We start from the raw sequence: 15,043 nt of genomic DNA on the forward strand, positions 1-15,043 counted from the left end.
TCAATTAAAAGGGCTGTAGGGATGGGGCTCAGGTCAGCGACACGGTCAATTTGGTAAGCGGAAGTCGGTTCCGTGCGCACGATTCTGGTCCGGGTCAAAGACACCTTCTACCCGGACCCTGAACGCATCATTGTAGACACCGCATACGGATCAGGTCCGATGCCGGGTTGGCTGGTGGACCGCAAGATCGCGCCGTACATCGCGGTGATTAATAAAGCGGGCGGCACGGACGGGACCTAGATCCGCGCAGACTTCGAATGGGATCCAGAAAACGATCAATATGTTTGTCCAAGAGGCCAATCACTCAAGCAGTTCAGTTGCTACTATTCTGACCCCGACCGAGGCTCAGACGGCAAAAGCGTCGCCAAATATCGCGCATTGAAATTGACATGTCAGGTGTGCCCACCAAAAGCTAAATGCTGTTCCAATGCCGACTTCCGCTCCATTGCCCGCGAAGAACACTAATACGCCCGTCAGGTCGCCCGCGATATTGCCAAGACCGAACAGTATGTAATCTCGATGCGGCTCAGAAAGAAGGTGGAAATGCTCTTTGCCCACCTCAAATGTATTCTTGGGTTGGGTAGGCTCCGATTGCGCGGCCGATGTGGTGCAAATTGCGAATTCCTCCTCGCTGCAACCGCCCAAAAGCTCCGCAAATTAGCCAAGATCGTCCCAGAACCTCAGCAACTGCGCAGGGCTTGATAGATAAGGCACCCGCGCTCTGAAATTGGCACCACTTTCTGCGCCTGCAACACGGTGTTTTTACACAGTATCAGCAGGAACCGGACATTCGCTGCAGGAGCGAAAGGAAAGTGCGAACTTTAGGAAGTAGACATTTTTATGGTAGGCAGTAGAGGTGCAGTCGTATGAGCCGGCAATGTTGTCTAAGCGGCGCGTATGTTTTACTGGCTGCGTTCGCAGTGCAGTGCGTCTAGCGCCGAAATGACGTTCTTGATTGACGTATTCCAATTGGAATCATCAACAAAGGCGCCCATTGCTTTGAACGATGCAGGCCCAAGAACCCCATCAACAGGACCGGGATCTTCGCCAAGTAAAATCAAGAGCCGCTGCATTGTCGCCACGTCATTCGCTTCGTTGACTGTGGCGACACCACAAGCAATTTCGGTTTCGCTATTTTGCGGGGCGACTACATTTTCCTGCGACGTGACTGTAGTGTCCACAATCGGGTTTTCTGGAGTGGTTCGTGCTAGCGTGATTTCGCTACTCAGAAGGCATTGAGTAATCGTGTCCGCAATCTGCAAAGCCTCTGTTGGTGCATCGCCATCCACTGTGATATCGCAGCTTTGCCCCGCAGTTTCGCACGCAATTTCGACAACCCAGTCTTGATTGGGATCGCTTGCTTTGATCTCACCCTCTCCGTTAGAGAATAAACGATATTGATATCCATCAATCAAACCAGTCTGCCAGAACGCAGGAAACTGCGCCGACGGGACATCCGCTATAAAGGACTCAACGCCTGTCGCATGCGGGAATGAGCGATCAAATGTTGCAGACACACACGGCTCGGCCCAAGCTGGCATCGCAATTAGCAGAAATGCTGGTCCGTAAATGTGGTGGAGCCTCATTCGCTTGTTCGGATCAAAGGCCCGTGGGCGCGAAAGGCGAGGGCGGCCAGCACAACCGCATTAGTGTTTACAGTCACCGATGAGTTCGTACTCCCGTCTGCTTCATAGATGCCTTCAGGGAAACCGCGTTCCGGGTCACCTAAAGGAGAAACTGCCGCGACCAATTCGCGGGTGTAATCTGTGCCGAACAGTGCGTCCCATGCGAAGGCAACTTTCGTCGTCACAGTGCGGCGGCTGTCCATACGATCCCCGCTAAACGTCATAACGGCCCAAGGCGCCCCACCGCCCCAAACGGATGAGTAGATAAAGTAGGGGGCAACATCGATGTGGGACTCGCTCACTGCGGTCAGGATTCCTGTTTCACGGTAGCGAGTTTCTTGTGCAGAGTAGATCGCGGTAGCGAAACGGTGCGAACGCGCGTCAAAGCCGAACTCAAGACCATCAAACAAGTAGGGTTCGCTGACAGTGAAGGCCGGTGTTGTCTGGCGGTGCAGGCGCGTGTCTACAGGGATCGGGTGGCTCTCGACTTGTTGCACCATTAAATGGCTTTGAGCATCGTAGGCATTATAGGTGTCAAAACCGAATAGCATCATGGCTTTGGCGGCGTATTGTTCATAGCCGACACGGCCTTCTTGGTCGCGACGCAGATTGCCATCGATCATATTGCCGCCGATAAGCTGGCCATTTTCAACCATAGAGGCAAGGTTCCAACGTTCAATTAGACGGGATGTTTTGGGGGCCAGTTCGGGATAGTTTGCCTCAACATGGGCTAAAGCCGCAACCATGCGCGCGATATCTAAGGCGGACCAACCAAGGCCTCGTTCAACTGGCTGGTTTGCATAGTTCACCAGCTCGCCCGTGCGCACGTTGTAAGCTTTATTGGGCAACGTATCGTCAAACAGACGCATTGTGTTGAGAGTGTCGAGGGCGGTGCCAATACGGGCCACGGCCTCTCCTTCGTCAATTACCCCAAGACGGTTCGCCGCGATTGTGGCTACGAAATAGGACCCCGTTTCCCACATCGTCGTGGACGGGTAGTTGTCGGTTGAATTCACCAGGCCCGTAGTCGTGTCCGTGTTGTTTTCAAAGTAACGCCATGCGATCCGTGCGTGATCCAGGTCCTCGGACGTTGACGTGCCCGTGATCGCGAGTGGCAGTGGCGTGATGTGTTCGAACTGTGCCATCTGTCCTCCGGATTGTGGGTCACCTGCGCTAGCGCTGCGGTTGTCAATGGTCGTCACTAGCGTCAGACCACACCCAAGCGCGACCAAAAAGATGATATGGCTGCGGGCTTTGATCAGGTTTGATTTGAAGCTCATGTCGTTTCACTTTCGTCGTTCGTTTCGGGTACCCAAAGGGCCGCCGCGATGATGCCCGCCATGGCGAGGCAATTGTTAAACCCCCAAAGAACGTTGGACACGACGCCTGTGGCGGAATGGTTAGTGGTTCCTAAGGTAAGGGCGCCGACCGCCCAGACCGTGGCGACCCCTGTCAGTATGACGACGCCAATTTGAGGTTTCACAAGACCAAGGAAATTGCCGGATTGGCGGACCTTCGGGGTCACCTTGAACGAAATCTGCTCGCCCCGTAAAACCGACCAGATTGCGCGCATCCCAAGCGGAAAGAACGATAGATAGCTGGATTTTGCCGCATATCCTGACACGCCCCATGCGCCCACCATCATCGCCAGTTCTAGCGTTACAAGAAACGGAATAAGATGCCAGAAGAAGTCCGCAGAATAGGCTGACACGGGTGAAATGCCAGTGAACAGATAGATGATCGGGGCTAGCAGAAAGATGATGTTCCAGATCGGCGCGAGGTAGGAATAGAAGGTTGCGGCGTACATCATGCGTTGTGAAAATGTCAGGCCACGGCGAAACAGCGGATTGTCATTCATCAGAATATCCAAGCTTCCGCCAGCGTATTTGTAGCGCTGCACTGTCCACGTTAAAAGGTCTTGCGGGGACAGCATTTTGCTTTCAACAATCGGGTGCATCTTTGATTTCCAGCCGCGTTCTCGGTCTGAATGCAGCACGATGGACGTGTAAATATCTTCGGAAACATGGAAGCGGTAGGGCGTCAGGATTTCGGTTGCAGCGGCCTCAGTGCGGATCGCGTCCATTAGGTCAGGCGCGATGTCGCGCTCCTTGCTGGTGACTGTGATAACTTCTTCAGTCGCGTATGTGCGGATTTCGACCTTGGCGCCAAAGCTGCGCAATGCTGCCTCCATCACTGCCTCACGGCGGTGAATAGAACCGGCACCGCAACAAAATGAGGCATTGGCCCAGTTTCGCCGTCTCTGGATGATGTCGTAGAACATTTTCGGGTCGCTCACGAACGGGTCGGTGCCGATCTGAACCGGTCCAACTACAGTTTCAACGGCGCGCCCGAGCTTGGCACCATTAGTGCCAAAACGTCGTTCCAGCAGATCAGGAAGGGCTACACCGTCTGGCAAGTCATAAAACCACTGTGGCGTCTGAACCCACGCCATTTTTGGGTCTTTGAAATACCCTAGCGTGTTTTCGAGAATTGTTTTGAATGGTCGCGTATCAGCGTCGCAGATGATTATCAGATCACCGGATGTTTGTTCCATCGCGTGGCGTAGATTGCCCGCTTTGAATCCCTCGTTGGTGGTGCGCGCGATATAGTTCGCACCTTCCGCCTCAGTTACCGTGCGCATTTCTTCGCGCCGCCCATCGTCGAGGATGTGAATTCGAATATCAATAGGGTGAGGATAGGTGATGGCCTTTGCGTTAATAATGCCAAGACGCACCAATTCGGGGTCCTCGTTATACGTCGCAAACATCACGTCGATGATCAGCGGGCGCGCACCGTCGGGGTGGCCGGGTACGATGTCATTCAGCGTGGCTGGCGGGGCAATGATCTCAATCGGGTTGTCTTTCCAAAGATTGAAAACAAACAACACCATGCCGATAAACGCGCACGTTTCTGCAACGACCAGCGGCACTGCGAACCACATAGCATCTGTGTTTAGTGACGCCGTCCAGCGCCACCAGATGTACCATGCGCCCACGACCAATGCGATGGTCGCGAGGAATTGCCAAAGCAATTCGCGCGGCGCTGAATAGGCGAGGGGTGGTTCGGGCGTACGATTCTCATATTTCAGGAAATAGTCATCCATGCGTTATGCCCCAGCTGCTTTGCGGGCGCGGATGATGTCCCAAGGTGTTGCGCCAAGACCAATTGTCCATGCTAGCGGTTTAAGTTTGGACAACCCAAGAACAAGGGCGAATGATAAAGGCAAAGCGACTGCAAACCGCGACAGAACAATCAACCATGGGGCCATCAACTGTGATGCGCCCGATGTAAAGATCGCGATGTCGAACAGATCAATTACCAACGGATGCACGAGGTAGACACCGAAGGTATACTTGGCCAACTGGCTCCACCGATTAGACCACTGCAAATACTGCCCGCCAATAAAGATGAAGAACACAAAGACTGGCATCAGGAAGTGACCATAGAAATCCCAGCCTGCGCGGATGCCCCATGAACCTGTTTCAAACGCGATATTATAGAAAGGCAAGGTGGCGATGTAGGCGAGTACGGCAAAGTAAAACCCGCAACGCCGGATCAGTCGGGATTCACCGCGTGGCACACCGTCGTTCCAAAGTCCGTAGATGGCAAATGCTGCCATGCCGTATCCGACATACCCGAATATCTTGAGCGCACGGATCAAGTAGTCACGCAGCACATGGTCCATGTCCAAGCCCCATAGAAATCCTTGGACATTGTTCATCACACCGATAGTGATGACGACAGACAGGCCCAAAATGGGAAACCGTGTGGCGCTGCGCATTATAGGATAGAACAGGAACAATGCAAACAACGTGGGCAGAAAGTGCATGTGGTACTGGGATTTCCCCAGGATCAGATAACCCGTCCAACTTTGGACTTGGCCCAACTGGTCCCAGATATAGGGCGTATAGTTAAATGCATTCGCTTTCAGCAATCGGAAGAACGCATAAAACACAGCCCAGAACACAAATGGCACAAGCAACCGCTCGGCCTGTGTTGCAATTGCGCTGCCGTAGGTCGGCATTTTTTTGTCCACGCGCATCGCCATCAAGAACAGCGAAAACATGAAAAACATCTCAGAGCCTGAGAATTCCCCGAGAGAGCGCAAGAATACGGGAATCAAACGTTCGCTGGATGTGGCGTCTGGAAACGCTTGACCGCCAAAATCCGTGGACGAGTGGATCAAGACCACGCCAATCGCTGCGAACACGCGGTTCGCGTCAAACCAGACCAGCCTTGGTTTTGAAGGCCCAGCCATTAGTCAGACGCCGGAATTGGGCAGATGGACGGAAGAACCTGACGCACTTGTGGCGGGGTCAGGTTATGTTCGGTCGTGCTGCATTCGGTTGCGCCGACGTCGCTGCCACCAACGACAGGACGGCAAAATAGGAATTCTTCCACCGGAATGACGGGCGGGATCTGGTTGGCGTTCGCGCAGGCACAACATGGGATTTCCTCGACCAAGCGGTTGGGGTGGCATTTGTTGGCGCGGATATCAGTGCCCTGAAACGCGGTGTCCCAAACTTGGGTGTTGGTGTTCTGATGCTGCAAGATCGGGCCCTGAACCTTATACAACAGCGCGGCTAAAATGATGCCGTTGTTGTTAGCGGTTTGCAGCGGAATATAGCCGTTGCCGTTTTCATACAGGCCTTCAAAGAACCCGCGATCAGGGTCGGACAGGTCCGCGACGGTTTCAAACAAAAGGTCGGTGTAATCAGTTTCCCATAAGGCCCATAGACCAAGTGCGGCCTTGGCGGACACGGCCGCGCGATCAGGCTGGTATTCACCTGTCGGATCAAGTGTGTTCCACGCATAGCCATCCGCAAAAATGCTGTCATAGACAAAGTACGGACGGCCATCTACCTGATGCTCAGACCGCGCAGTTACGATGCCCGTTTGTTCAAAGCGGCGCTGTTGAACGAGGTAAATCCGGTTCGCGAATTCTGCGCGCCAACCATCGGAGGCAACCAAATCGTCATTGCTGTGGTCGGACGGAAGGTCCCAGCCAAGCTCTAGCCCTTCAAGGAGATAACCCTCGGTCAGCACATAGTTTTGGTTCTTGAACACGCGGGGGTCACGTCCATCGTAGGGTACACGAATGTCATAGATCAGGGCGTAATCAAGCGGTTCAGGGGACATCGCACGTTCAACATCAAAGCCCCAGAGCGCGAAGCCTTTGGCAGCGTATTCTTCATAGCCAAGCCGGCCTTCTTGGACGTAGCGGGTCTCACCGTCACTTTGTGTGAAAGAGCCGAACATGCGGCCATCGTCACTCACTAGGTTGCAAAAATTCCAGCGCATTGGCACATTGTCAACTCCATTCGCCAAGTGCGGGTGTCGTTCCTTTAGGATTTGTAGCCAGACCAACAGGCGACCAATATCGTTTGCGGACATACCGATTTCACCGGCCTCATTGGCGTAATTAACCATCTCGCCCGTGGCCGTATTGTATACCTTGTTTGGCGCCTCACCGCGATACAAAGGTAGATTGCGCAGGGTGTTGATTAGTTGCGTCGCGCGGCTGTCGAATTCACGTTTGTCGATCACACAAAGTTCGTAGGCGGCGACCATCGCGCTGATGTACGATGCCGTGTCCCAAAGGGTTGTAGACGGAAACGACCCTACAGCATTCACCAATCCGGTTTCAGGCTGAAAGCTTGTTTCAAAATAGGACCACGCAGTGCGTGCCATGTCCATTTCGCGCGGCGTAAGGGGGCCGTTGCGGCCAATATGTGCGCTGGATTGGGTCTGATTACCACGGATACAATCTTGTGTTGATGTTGATTTTGAGAACTGGAATGACAACGGCGAGTCAGAAGTGATCGTGACACTGCGGTAGTTTTCGCCGTCCACTGAAATGCCATCAATCGTGACGGCCGACGGGCCAGAATCGGCGTCTTGAGCATTTAAGATAGCTGCCGAAGTCATCGCGAAAAGTGTAGTCGCGCCTGCCAAAAGCCAGTTGGTTGCTTTTAAACGGGTCATCAGAAATCCCCTGATTTTGTAAATGTAAGAATAAGGCCGATGCGGCCGTCTTGTGATCCGTAGGTCACAGCGTCCGCGCATTGCATAATAAGGCCCATACCACGGCCGCTTTCGGCCAATGGATCAACAGTGTCCAAGTCGCGCGCATGATCGCGTAGATCAAAAGGCGTAGCCCCAGCCGGATCAAAGATTGCGATGTTCAGGCTGGATTTGGTTTCGGACAATTGGACGAGGATAGGATCGCTTTTGTCAGCTGATGCGGCGTGCTTTACGATGTTACTCAGCGCCTCAGATGCGCAAATCTCAAACTTGAACATCGTGGCGTCATCAAGGACACCTTCCACAGCCGTCTTCAACGACACAACCATACGATCGACGTCGCCCAGATCATTTTGCATATGGAAGGATTTCGAAGTCACTGGTTCTCTGCCATCTTTTGAAGGGCTGCATCGACGTTCGCATAAGTAGTGAACACGCGGTCCATGCGGCAGATTTTGAACATCTGCGCCACATCGGTAGTAAGGCCTGCTACAGCCAGATCACCGCGATGGCCGATCTTTTTGAGGACGCCAACAAGCGCACCAAGGCCGGATGAATCAAGAAACGTAACGTCTTGAAAGTCAACGATCAGTTGCGACGCTCCGTCGTTGATCAACGCGGTTACCTCGTCCTTGAATGCCTTGGCATTAACAGCCGTCAGGCGATCAACTCCGGGACGTATGACTGTGATGTCGGAATCATGCTTGGCTGTGTGTATCATGAGAATTCTTCCTTTCGATCGCGACAACCGTCAGGTCATCTTCGAGGGGTTTGCCGTCACGCCACATGTTCAATGCGTCGACTATGTGTGTTGGAATGTCTTGCACGCCCGCAAATGGTGTTGTTGCGGCGACCATGCGCACACGATCGTTACCAAAGAGTTCGTGACTTGGGTTCTCTGCTTCGCAAGCCGCATCCGAACAGATGATCAACGCACCGCCAGCGTCCAAGTGATGGATTTTGTTTTCGTATGTTGCGCTCGGGATCATGCCGACTGGAAAGCCGCCATCTCCAACAGGCTCTGTCGCGCCTGTCAGGTCTACATAATAGGGCGACGGATAGCCTGCCTGACAATAATCCAAGCGCCCTGTCGCCGTATCGACGATGCCGCAAAACATTGTAAAATAATCGTCATTGTCTGACGGACTGAAGCGATCATTGAGGCTTGTTACCAACGCGGCGGGATCGGGAGCGAGGTCGTTCAACATGGTTTGGGTGCGAAAATAGGCTGGAGTAATCAAATGGCCGATCGCCACAGAAAGCAAAGATGCATGCACACCGTGGCCAGACACATCGACTGCATAAAAACCAAGCTTGGTATCGCTGATTGGAAAACAGCCGAACATATCACCAGACACGATGGCGGAAGGGACAAAAGCGGACGCAATGCGAAAGCCCATGATGTCTTCTTGCAAGTCAGGCAGCAATTGGCGTTGTGCTGTAGCCGCCGCACGCAAGTCTTCCTGAATATGTTCGTTGATTTCTTTCAGGATGCGGCTTCGCTCTGCCAATTCGGCCGCGTGTGAAATCAGTCGTGTCGCCGTACGAATGCGTGCCTTAAGCATCGCTGTGCTGCTACCCTTGGTTATGAAGTCGTCAGCACCGGCTTCAAGCGCCTCATCCCGGATTTCGTTCTCATCTGCCCCTGTGACGAGGACAACGTGAATATAGTGGTCCAGTTCCAGCTCGCGGATTTTGCGCGTGAGGTTGATGCCATCAAGATTCGGCATCTCAATGTCACTGATCACGATCTGAGCGCCAGTTTCCATGACAAGGTTTAGAGCCTCGACGCCGTCTTCGGCCTCAACCGCCTCAAATCCCAAGCCATTGATCAGACTGCAAAGAACCAAGCGCTGCAATTCGCTGTCTTCTGCCACGATGATTTTGAGGCGGTCCACTATCATGAATTACTCTTAGAGTTGCATTTTATTCCCCCCGCTTTGGGGCGAGCTCCTTTACCCCAATTAGACGCTAAATCTGACGCAAAGATGGCCTGATAGGCTTTGATTTCCACTGGGGTCGCAATTTATATGAATTTCTTGGGAAGTTTTGCGGCCAATCGCTCAATTTTGGGTTGATTTATCGCACGGATCAAAGTGCGGACATCTCGCGCATAAATCACCGTCGATCTATAAACAAATTGCCAAATCATTCATGTACTCCTTGAGAGGTGGGGTAACATGGCGCTGTTGGCATTTCATTCGGACGTACGGCTTGGTCGTTAGCGCATCAGAGAGGCAGACCTACCCAAAAGGATAGGATTAAAACAAGCCTGCTTCGCGTGCGATCAAAGCCGCTTGCGTGCGGTTCGCCGCGCCTACTTTGCGGTAAAGCGTTTTCATATGCAGTTTAACGGTCTGTTCTGAAATATCGTGGTCACGTGCAATTTCTTTGTTGGATTTGCCTTCGGTCAAGCCCTTCAAAACTTGCAGCTCGCGCGCTGTCAGTCTTTCGGCCAGTGGATTGCTTTCTTCGTCGTCCACGGCGGTCATGAAATCGATGGGAGCGTATTGTTCCCCCATGGCCATGAATTTCACCGCGTTGACTAAAGATTTGGCGGGAAGGGATTTTGGAATAAACCCTGACGCGCCAGCCTCGAGCGCGTCCTCAGCAATTTTCTTGGTCGCTTCACCTGAGATCAACGCGACCTTTTGTCCGCCGCCCATTGCAATGGCTGCCTTTAGACCATCCAAGCCATTCATGCCCGGCATATTATAGTCGAGAAGAATGAGGTCATAAGGCGCATCAGCCTCAATGCGTTCAACCGCTTGGGCAAAGGTGCCAACAGCATGGGTTTCCATACTGCCTTCGTTTTCCAGAAACATAACCAGTGTGTCGCGCAAAAGGTCATGGTCGTCGGCGATCAAAATTCTCATGTCGTGTCCCTCGTGCTGTTGACGCCTCTTAAAGCACAACTATGACCGTTGAATGGCGTAGGCGATAGGGGGACTTGGCGGTCTTGTTATCCTTTCGAGTAGGTTCGCTGCCCTATTGGGCAGCATCCACACCATCTGCGCTCGTGTTCTGTCCGTCCGCTATGTTGAACGAGCAGGGTTGTTTGGAGCAAAAGGCTTTCAACCAAAAACCATCGAAAGTAAATGAAATGACACATATACGCAAAGCCGTTTTTCCTGTCGCAGGCATGGGCACTCGTTTTCTTCCGGCAACAAAATCCATTCCTAAAGAAATGCTCACACTCGTGGATCGCCCGTTGATCCAATATGCGGTTGATGAGGCCCGCGAGGCTGGGATCGAGGAGTTCATCTTTGTTTCTGCCGCAGGAAAGGGTGCGCTTGAGGATTACTTTGATACGGCCGCGGCCCTAGAAACACGACTTGAAGCGTTGGGAAAGAAAGATGCGCTTGCGGCGCTGGAATGTACACGTATGCCGGAAGGCGCACTAACTATTTTGCGCCAAGCCCAGCCGTTGGGCCTTGGACACGCCGTTCGCCAAGCCAAAAAGCTGATCGGCAATGAGCCGTTTGCCGTCCTGCTGCCTGATGACGTTATCAAGGGAGAACGCGGCGCGCTGGCACAGATGGTCGATGCTCACCGCGATCTAGGTGGGCACATGGTTGCAACGATGGACGTGCCGCGTGCTGAAGCCAGCAAATACGGTGTCCTGGACGTCATAAGCGAAAGCGGCCGTGTCGCGGCAGCCTGTGGCATGGTGGAAAAGCCGCGTGCCGATCTGGCGCCATCGACTAAGGCAGTTATTGGCCGTTACATTCTGGATGGTCAGATTTTTGATCGTCTCGATAGCTTGCGCCCTGGTGCAGGCGGAGAATTGCAATTGACCGACGCGATCAACGCCGACATCGAAACGATTGGCGTGAACGGTTACATGTTTGACGGCCAGCGGTTCGATTGCGGATCAGTGCAAGGTTACGTCCAAGCAACAGCTGCCTTCGCGCTTGACCGCGCTGATTTGTGCGATGACTACGCGACCTTCCTACAAGAGCGTAGAAAACCACTCCGTCTTGTTGCTTAAGGCACGTAATCCTACCCCAAAGGTATGGTCACCTATCCGAAAGGGTAGGGTGTTACCCCGATGCCCGAATGCGCAATCCGTCAATGGATGGCATATATTGGGAAACAAAATGGGAATATATCTATGTTTACGCGCCTTGCTCAATTAACCTTCAGCCTCGTTTTATCTCTGGGGGTTTCCGCCACCTCTTTGATGGCCGACGGGACCGCAACGCCACTTCTGACGATATCTGGTGATGTAACTCTAACCGATGGTGGCGACGTTCTGGTGTTGGACAGAGACGCGCTTGTGGAACTGCCTGCCACCACATTCGAGACCAGCACAATCTGGACAGACGGGGTGCATACGTTCACGGGCGTTGCGCTTGCCGATCTGGCGGCTGAGCTTGGTGTCGAAAATGGCCAGTTCCTTGCTACTGCAATCAACGATTACACAGTCGAAATTCCTTTCAGTGATGCTGTCGAAGGTGGCCCAATCATCGCCTATTTGATGGACGGTGAAGAAATGTCGGTGCGCGGCAAAGGACCACTTTGGGTTATATATCCTTATGACAGTGACGCTGATTACCGATCAGAAGTGATCTATTCACGCAGCATCTGGCAACTCGACAGACTGGAAATCGTTCAGTAACCCTAAGGTAGCCCCAACACGCCAAAGGAACAGCCCGTGACGATAAATCTACCTGAACGCGCAATACGTGGTCGCACCTTCGCTTTGTTGGCGGGGTGCGTTGCCGCCTTTGCGATTGCTTTTCTGACCTACAATGTCTCACACGAGATCCGTTTATTGGGGTCGGCACGTTCAGACAACGTGCAATGGTCGTTGGTGCAAACGCAGGTTGAGTTTTTGAATTTTCAGCGACAAGTCGATACTGATCCTGTTGACCTTGAGCAGCTGCGCCAAGAATTCGACGTGTTTTTCAGCCGAATAACAACCGTTCGCCAAGCAAGTGTTTTTGCCGGACTGCGCGCAGATCCCACTGCTGCACAGCACTTGGACGGGCTTGTTGCATTCCTGGACGACGCCGTTGCAATCATCGATGCACCTGACGCGCAGTTGATTGCGCAACTGTCGCAACTGTCTACGCTAACGACTGAAACTGCGCCCGTTGTACGTGCCTTGAGTATCTCCGGCCTCGATATTTTTGCTCGGTCTGCGGACACCCAACGCCAAGAAGTCGCGCGTACAATGACGGAGCTAGCGCTTGCGATTGTCGCACTAATTGCTGTTTTGACGCTGGTCATCTTGGACTTGAACCGCCTTAACGCGCGCATCTATCGTCGTGAACGCAAGATCAAGCAGACCAGCACGCGCATGACCACCGTCATGAGCACGTCATTGGACGGTGTGATCGTGTGCGATGCAAACGGCGCAATTCTCGAATTCAGCCCCGCTGCAGAAGCGATTTTTGGCCAAACAGAAGCAGACGTTCTCGGCAAAGATATCGGTGCCGTAGTTGTTCCGAATCATCTCCGCGACGCCCATGATGCGGGCATGGAGCGCATGCGTTTGAACGGGGAAAAACGCGTAGTTGGCAAAGGTCGCTTCAAGCTTGAAGCGAAGCACCATGATGGCAGCATTTTTCCGGTTGAACTGTCCATTCAATCAGCGACCACCGACGAGGGCGATATATTCATTGCGTTCTTGCGTGATATTTCGGCCCGTGTCGCCGCCGAAGCCGAGTTGATTGCTGCGCGCGACAAAGCGTTGGCGGGTGAAAAGTTGAAGACAGACTTCCTATCCACAATGAGCCATGAAATTCGCACGCCGTTGAATGGTCTTTTGGGAAATATGAGCCTACTCCGTGATACCAAACTAGACACGAAACAAGACAGGTATGTTGGTTATATGGAAACGTCGGGCCGCCTGTTGATGAGCCATATTTCCGACGTTCTCGACATCACACGCTATGACGCAGGGAAGTTAAGTACCCGATCTGAACCGGTTAACCTGTCTGCATTATTTCAGGACATTATTGATAATCAAAGCAGCACCGCATCGAAAAACGAAACGTCACTGACATGGAACTGGATTGGCGAAGAGATGAAATGGGTCCTGTCAGATCACGACCGTCTGCAGCACGTGATGATGAATTTGATTGGTAATGCGGTAAAGTTCACGAAGCGGGGCAAGGTTGCAGTCACGATCGAAAACACTGGCACACCTAATGATGCAAAGCTGCTGATCAAGATCAAAGACACTGGTCCTGGCATGGCTGACGATCTGGCTGAACGAATTTTCGACGACTTTGTCACAGGAAATACAGCCTATGATCGCGATGTTGGCGGGACTGGCCTTGGCCTTAGCATTGCCAAACGTTTTGTCACGGCTTTGGAGGGTAAAATTGGCGTGCAAAGTGTGATCGGCGAAGGCAGTACGTTCTGGGTTACTCTGCCTGTGTCCGCGGCCAGCGCGCCGACCGGTTTAGCCGAGGAGGTAGCAAACTTTGTCCCGTCTCGCCCGCTATTGATCTTGTTAGTAGAAGATAATGAGATCAATCGTATTGTTGCCCGCGAAATGTTGCAAGCGGAGGGTCACACCGTGATTGAGGCCCACGATGGCAGTCAAGGTGTTCAAGCCGCAAGCGAACACGCGTTCGATCTTATCCTCATGGACATCAGTATGCCTGTTATGGATGGCAGGGCCGCGACGCGTTTGATCCGCAGTGAAGGTGGCCCATCCGCTGGTGCTAAGATCGTCGCTCTTACCGCAAATGCCATGGCGAATGAACAACGCGAGTTCATCACCGACGGAATGGATGAAATTCTGGCAAAACCTCTGTCGCGTGATGCGTTGCACGCCATCCTGCGGAATTGCGATGATGGTCTTGAGGCGTTCGACGATAGTAACCTTGTTGATCATAATCATAGCGCCGAGACCCGTGAGGCTCTCGGCGAGGAAACATTCGTGAAGCTGCGGTCGCGCTTTGTATCAGAGGTAGAAGAGCTACATTTGTGGATTTCCTCGGATGTTTCGCAGGACTTTTTGGAGGTCGCATCGCGGTCTCACAAAGTTGCAGGCAGTGCCGCCGTTTTCGGTGCCACCCAACTTCGAGAAGCGTTGAAATCAATCGAAAGCGCAGCTAAAATGGGTGACATGGACGCAATAAATGTATGTATGATGAAGTTTGCGGACATATGGTTCCGAACAAAGCAAGAGTTTTTAAACTAGTTTGATGCGTGGCGTTTTGATGGCTCTCGTTCTTTTGTATCTAAGGCAACAAAAGAAAGTGATTTTTAATCAAAAAAATTGAGCCACTAATTTACACAAAAATGTAACTTGGAGCGCGCTTGCAGATTGGCTGAGGCGTCAGTCCTAGTTTGGTATTTTCGCTGCTTCAATCACGGTTTCCAGCTTTCTAGGCCAAGTGTGGTGACGCTCTTAAGGGTCACAATACTGGTGT

General features: G+C 52.6%; 12 protein-coding genes and 1 pseudogene. 4 read left to right on the plus strand and 9 right to left on the minus strand.

What is annotated here, in order from left to right; translation table 11 throughout:
• Nucleotides 1–36: 36 nt before the first annotated feature.
• Nucleotides 37–702 (plus strand): annotated as a pseudogene (locus BM320_RS06285) (transposase); the annotation flags it as partial.
• A 200-nt stretch (nt 703–902) separates the two neighbouring features.
• Here BM320_RS06285 and BM320_RS06290 read toward each other — a convergent pair.
• The 9 genes from BM320_RS06290 to BM320_RS06330 form a co-directional block, all read right to left on the minus strand.
• Entirely contained in the window at nt 903–1,517 is a 615-nt protein-coding gene (locus BM320_RS06290) for a peptidoglycan-binding domain-containing protein (protein ID WP_242650963.1), read from the minus strand.
• Between the two features lie 65 nt (nt 1,518–1,582).
• On the minus strand, nt 1,583–2,905 hold the full coding sequence (locus BM320_RS06295) for a DUF3131 domain-containing protein (RefSeq protein ID WP_090197796.1): 1,323 nt from the start codon (nt 2,903–2,905) through the stop codon (nt 1,583–1,585).
• Entirely contained in the window at nt 2,902–4,728 is a 1,827-nt protein-coding gene (locus tag BM320_RS06300) for a glycosyltransferase family 2 protein (RefSeq protein WP_090197798.1), read from the minus strand. The genes BM320_RS06295 and BM320_RS06300 overlap by 4 nt, the downstream gene beginning before the upstream one ends.
• Nucleotides 4,729–4,731: 3 nt before the next feature.
• A complete protein-coding gene (locus tag BM320_RS06305; protein WP_090197801.1) occupies nt 4,732–5,883 on the minus strand; it encodes an acyltransferase in 1,152 nt (383 codons plus the stop codon).
• A complete protein-coding gene (locus tag BM320_RS06310) occupies nt 5,883–7,610 on the minus strand; it encodes a DUF3131 domain-containing protein (protein WP_090197803.1) in 1,728 nt (575 codons plus the stop codon). Before BM320_RS06310 ends, BM320_RS06305 begins: the two co-directional genes overlap by 1 nt.
• The gene (locus BM320_RS06315; RefSeq protein WP_242650964.1) at nt 7,610–8,029 is read right to left on the minus strand and encodes an ATP-binding protein; all 420 of its coding nucleotides are present in this window, start codon (nt 8,027–8,029) and stop codon (nt 7,610–7,612) included. Before BM320_RS06315 ends, BM320_RS06310 begins: the two co-directional genes overlap by 1 nt.
• Nucleotides 8,026–8,370 carry an STAS domain-containing protein gene (locus BM320_RS06320; RefSeq protein ID WP_090197809.1) on the minus strand — a complete coding sequence of 115 codons (345 nt, stop codon included), beginning with the start codon at nt 8,368–8,370 and terminating at the stop codon, nt 8,026–8,028. Before BM320_RS06320 ends, BM320_RS06315 begins: the two co-directional genes overlap by 4 nt.
• Nucleotides 8,348–9,553, minus strand: coding sequence for a PP2C family protein-serine/threonine phosphatase (locus BM320_RS06325; protein ID WP_090197811.1), 1,206 nt, complete (start codon nt 9,551–9,553; stop codon nt 8,348–8,350). Before BM320_RS06325 ends, BM320_RS06320 begins: the two co-directional genes overlap by 23 nt.
• 357 nt (nt 9,554–9,910) lie before the next feature.
• Complete coding sequence (locus BM320_RS06330) at nt 9,911–10,525, minus strand: response regulator transcription factor (protein WP_090197814.1); 615 nt, start codon at nt 10,523–10,525, stop codon at nt 9,911–9,913.
• A 227-nt stretch (nt 10,526–10,752) separates the two neighbouring features.
• Between BM320_RS06330 and BM320_RS06335 the strand changes: the two genes are divergently transcribed.
• The 3 genes from BM320_RS06335 (at nt 10,753) to BM320_RS06345 (ending at nt 14,811) form a co-directional block, all read left to right on the plus strand.
• Entirely contained in the window at nt 10,753–11,640 is an 888-nt protein-coding gene (locus tag BM320_RS06335; RefSeq protein ID WP_090197817.1) for a UTP--glucose-1-phosphate uridylyltransferase, read from the plus strand.
• 123 nt (nt 11,641–11,763) lie between these two features.
• Nucleotides 11,764–12,270: a putative pterin-binding protein gene (locus BM320_RS06340; protein ID WP_090200419.1), complete on the plus strand. Its 507-nt coding sequence runs from the start codon at nt 11,764–11,766 to the stop codon at nt 12,268–12,270.
• 36 nt (nt 12,271–12,306) lie between these two features.
• On the plus strand, nt 12,307–14,811 hold the full coding sequence (locus tag BM320_RS06345; RefSeq protein WP_090197819.1) for an ATP-binding protein: 2,505 nt from the start codon (nt 12,307–12,309) through the stop codon (nt 14,809–14,811).
• The last annotated feature ends 232 nt before the right edge of the window (nt 14,812–15,043 follow it).

This window comes from Yoonia tamlensis, assembly GCF_900115105.1.
Taxonomy (GTDB): Bacteria; Pseudomonadota; Alphaproteobacteria; order Rhodobacterales; family Rhodobacteraceae; genus Yoonia; species Yoonia tamlensis.

Coding starts and splice junctions, on each gene's coding strand:
- BM320_RS06295 (WP_090197796.1), bottom strand. CDS start 2,905: ATGAGCTTCAAATCAAACCTGATCAAAGCCCGCAGCCATATCATCTTT.
- BM320_RS06300 (WP_090197798.1), bottom strand. CDS start 4,728: ATGGATGACTATTTCCTGAAATATGAGAATCGTACGCCCGAACCACCC.
- BM320_RS06305 (WP_090197801.1), bottom strand. CDS start 5,883: ATGGCTGGGCCTTCAAAACCAAGGCTGGTCTGGTTTGACGCGAACCGC.
- BM320_RS06310 (WP_090197803.1), bottom strand. CDS start 7,610: ATGACCCGTTTAAAAGCAACCAACTGGCTTTTGGCAGGCGCGACTACA.
- BM320_RS06320 (WP_090197809.1), bottom strand. CDS start 8,370: ATGATACACACAGCCAAGCATGATTCCGACATCACAGTCATACGTCCC.
- BM320_RS06325 (WP_090197811.1), bottom strand. CDS start 9,553: ATGATAGTGGACCGCCTCAAAATCATCGTGGCAGAAGACAGCGAATTG.
- BM320_RS06330 (WP_090197814.1), bottom strand. CDS start 10,525: ATGAGAATTTTGATCGCCGACGACCATGACCTTTTGCGCGACACACTG.
- BM320_RS06335 (WP_090197817.1), top strand. CDS start 10,753: ATGACACATATACGCAAAGCCGTTTTTCCTGTCGCAGGCATGGGCACT.
- BM320_RS06340 (WP_090200419.1), top strand. CDS start 11,764: ATGTTTACGCGCCTTGCTCAATTAACCTTCAGCCTCGTTTTATCTCTG.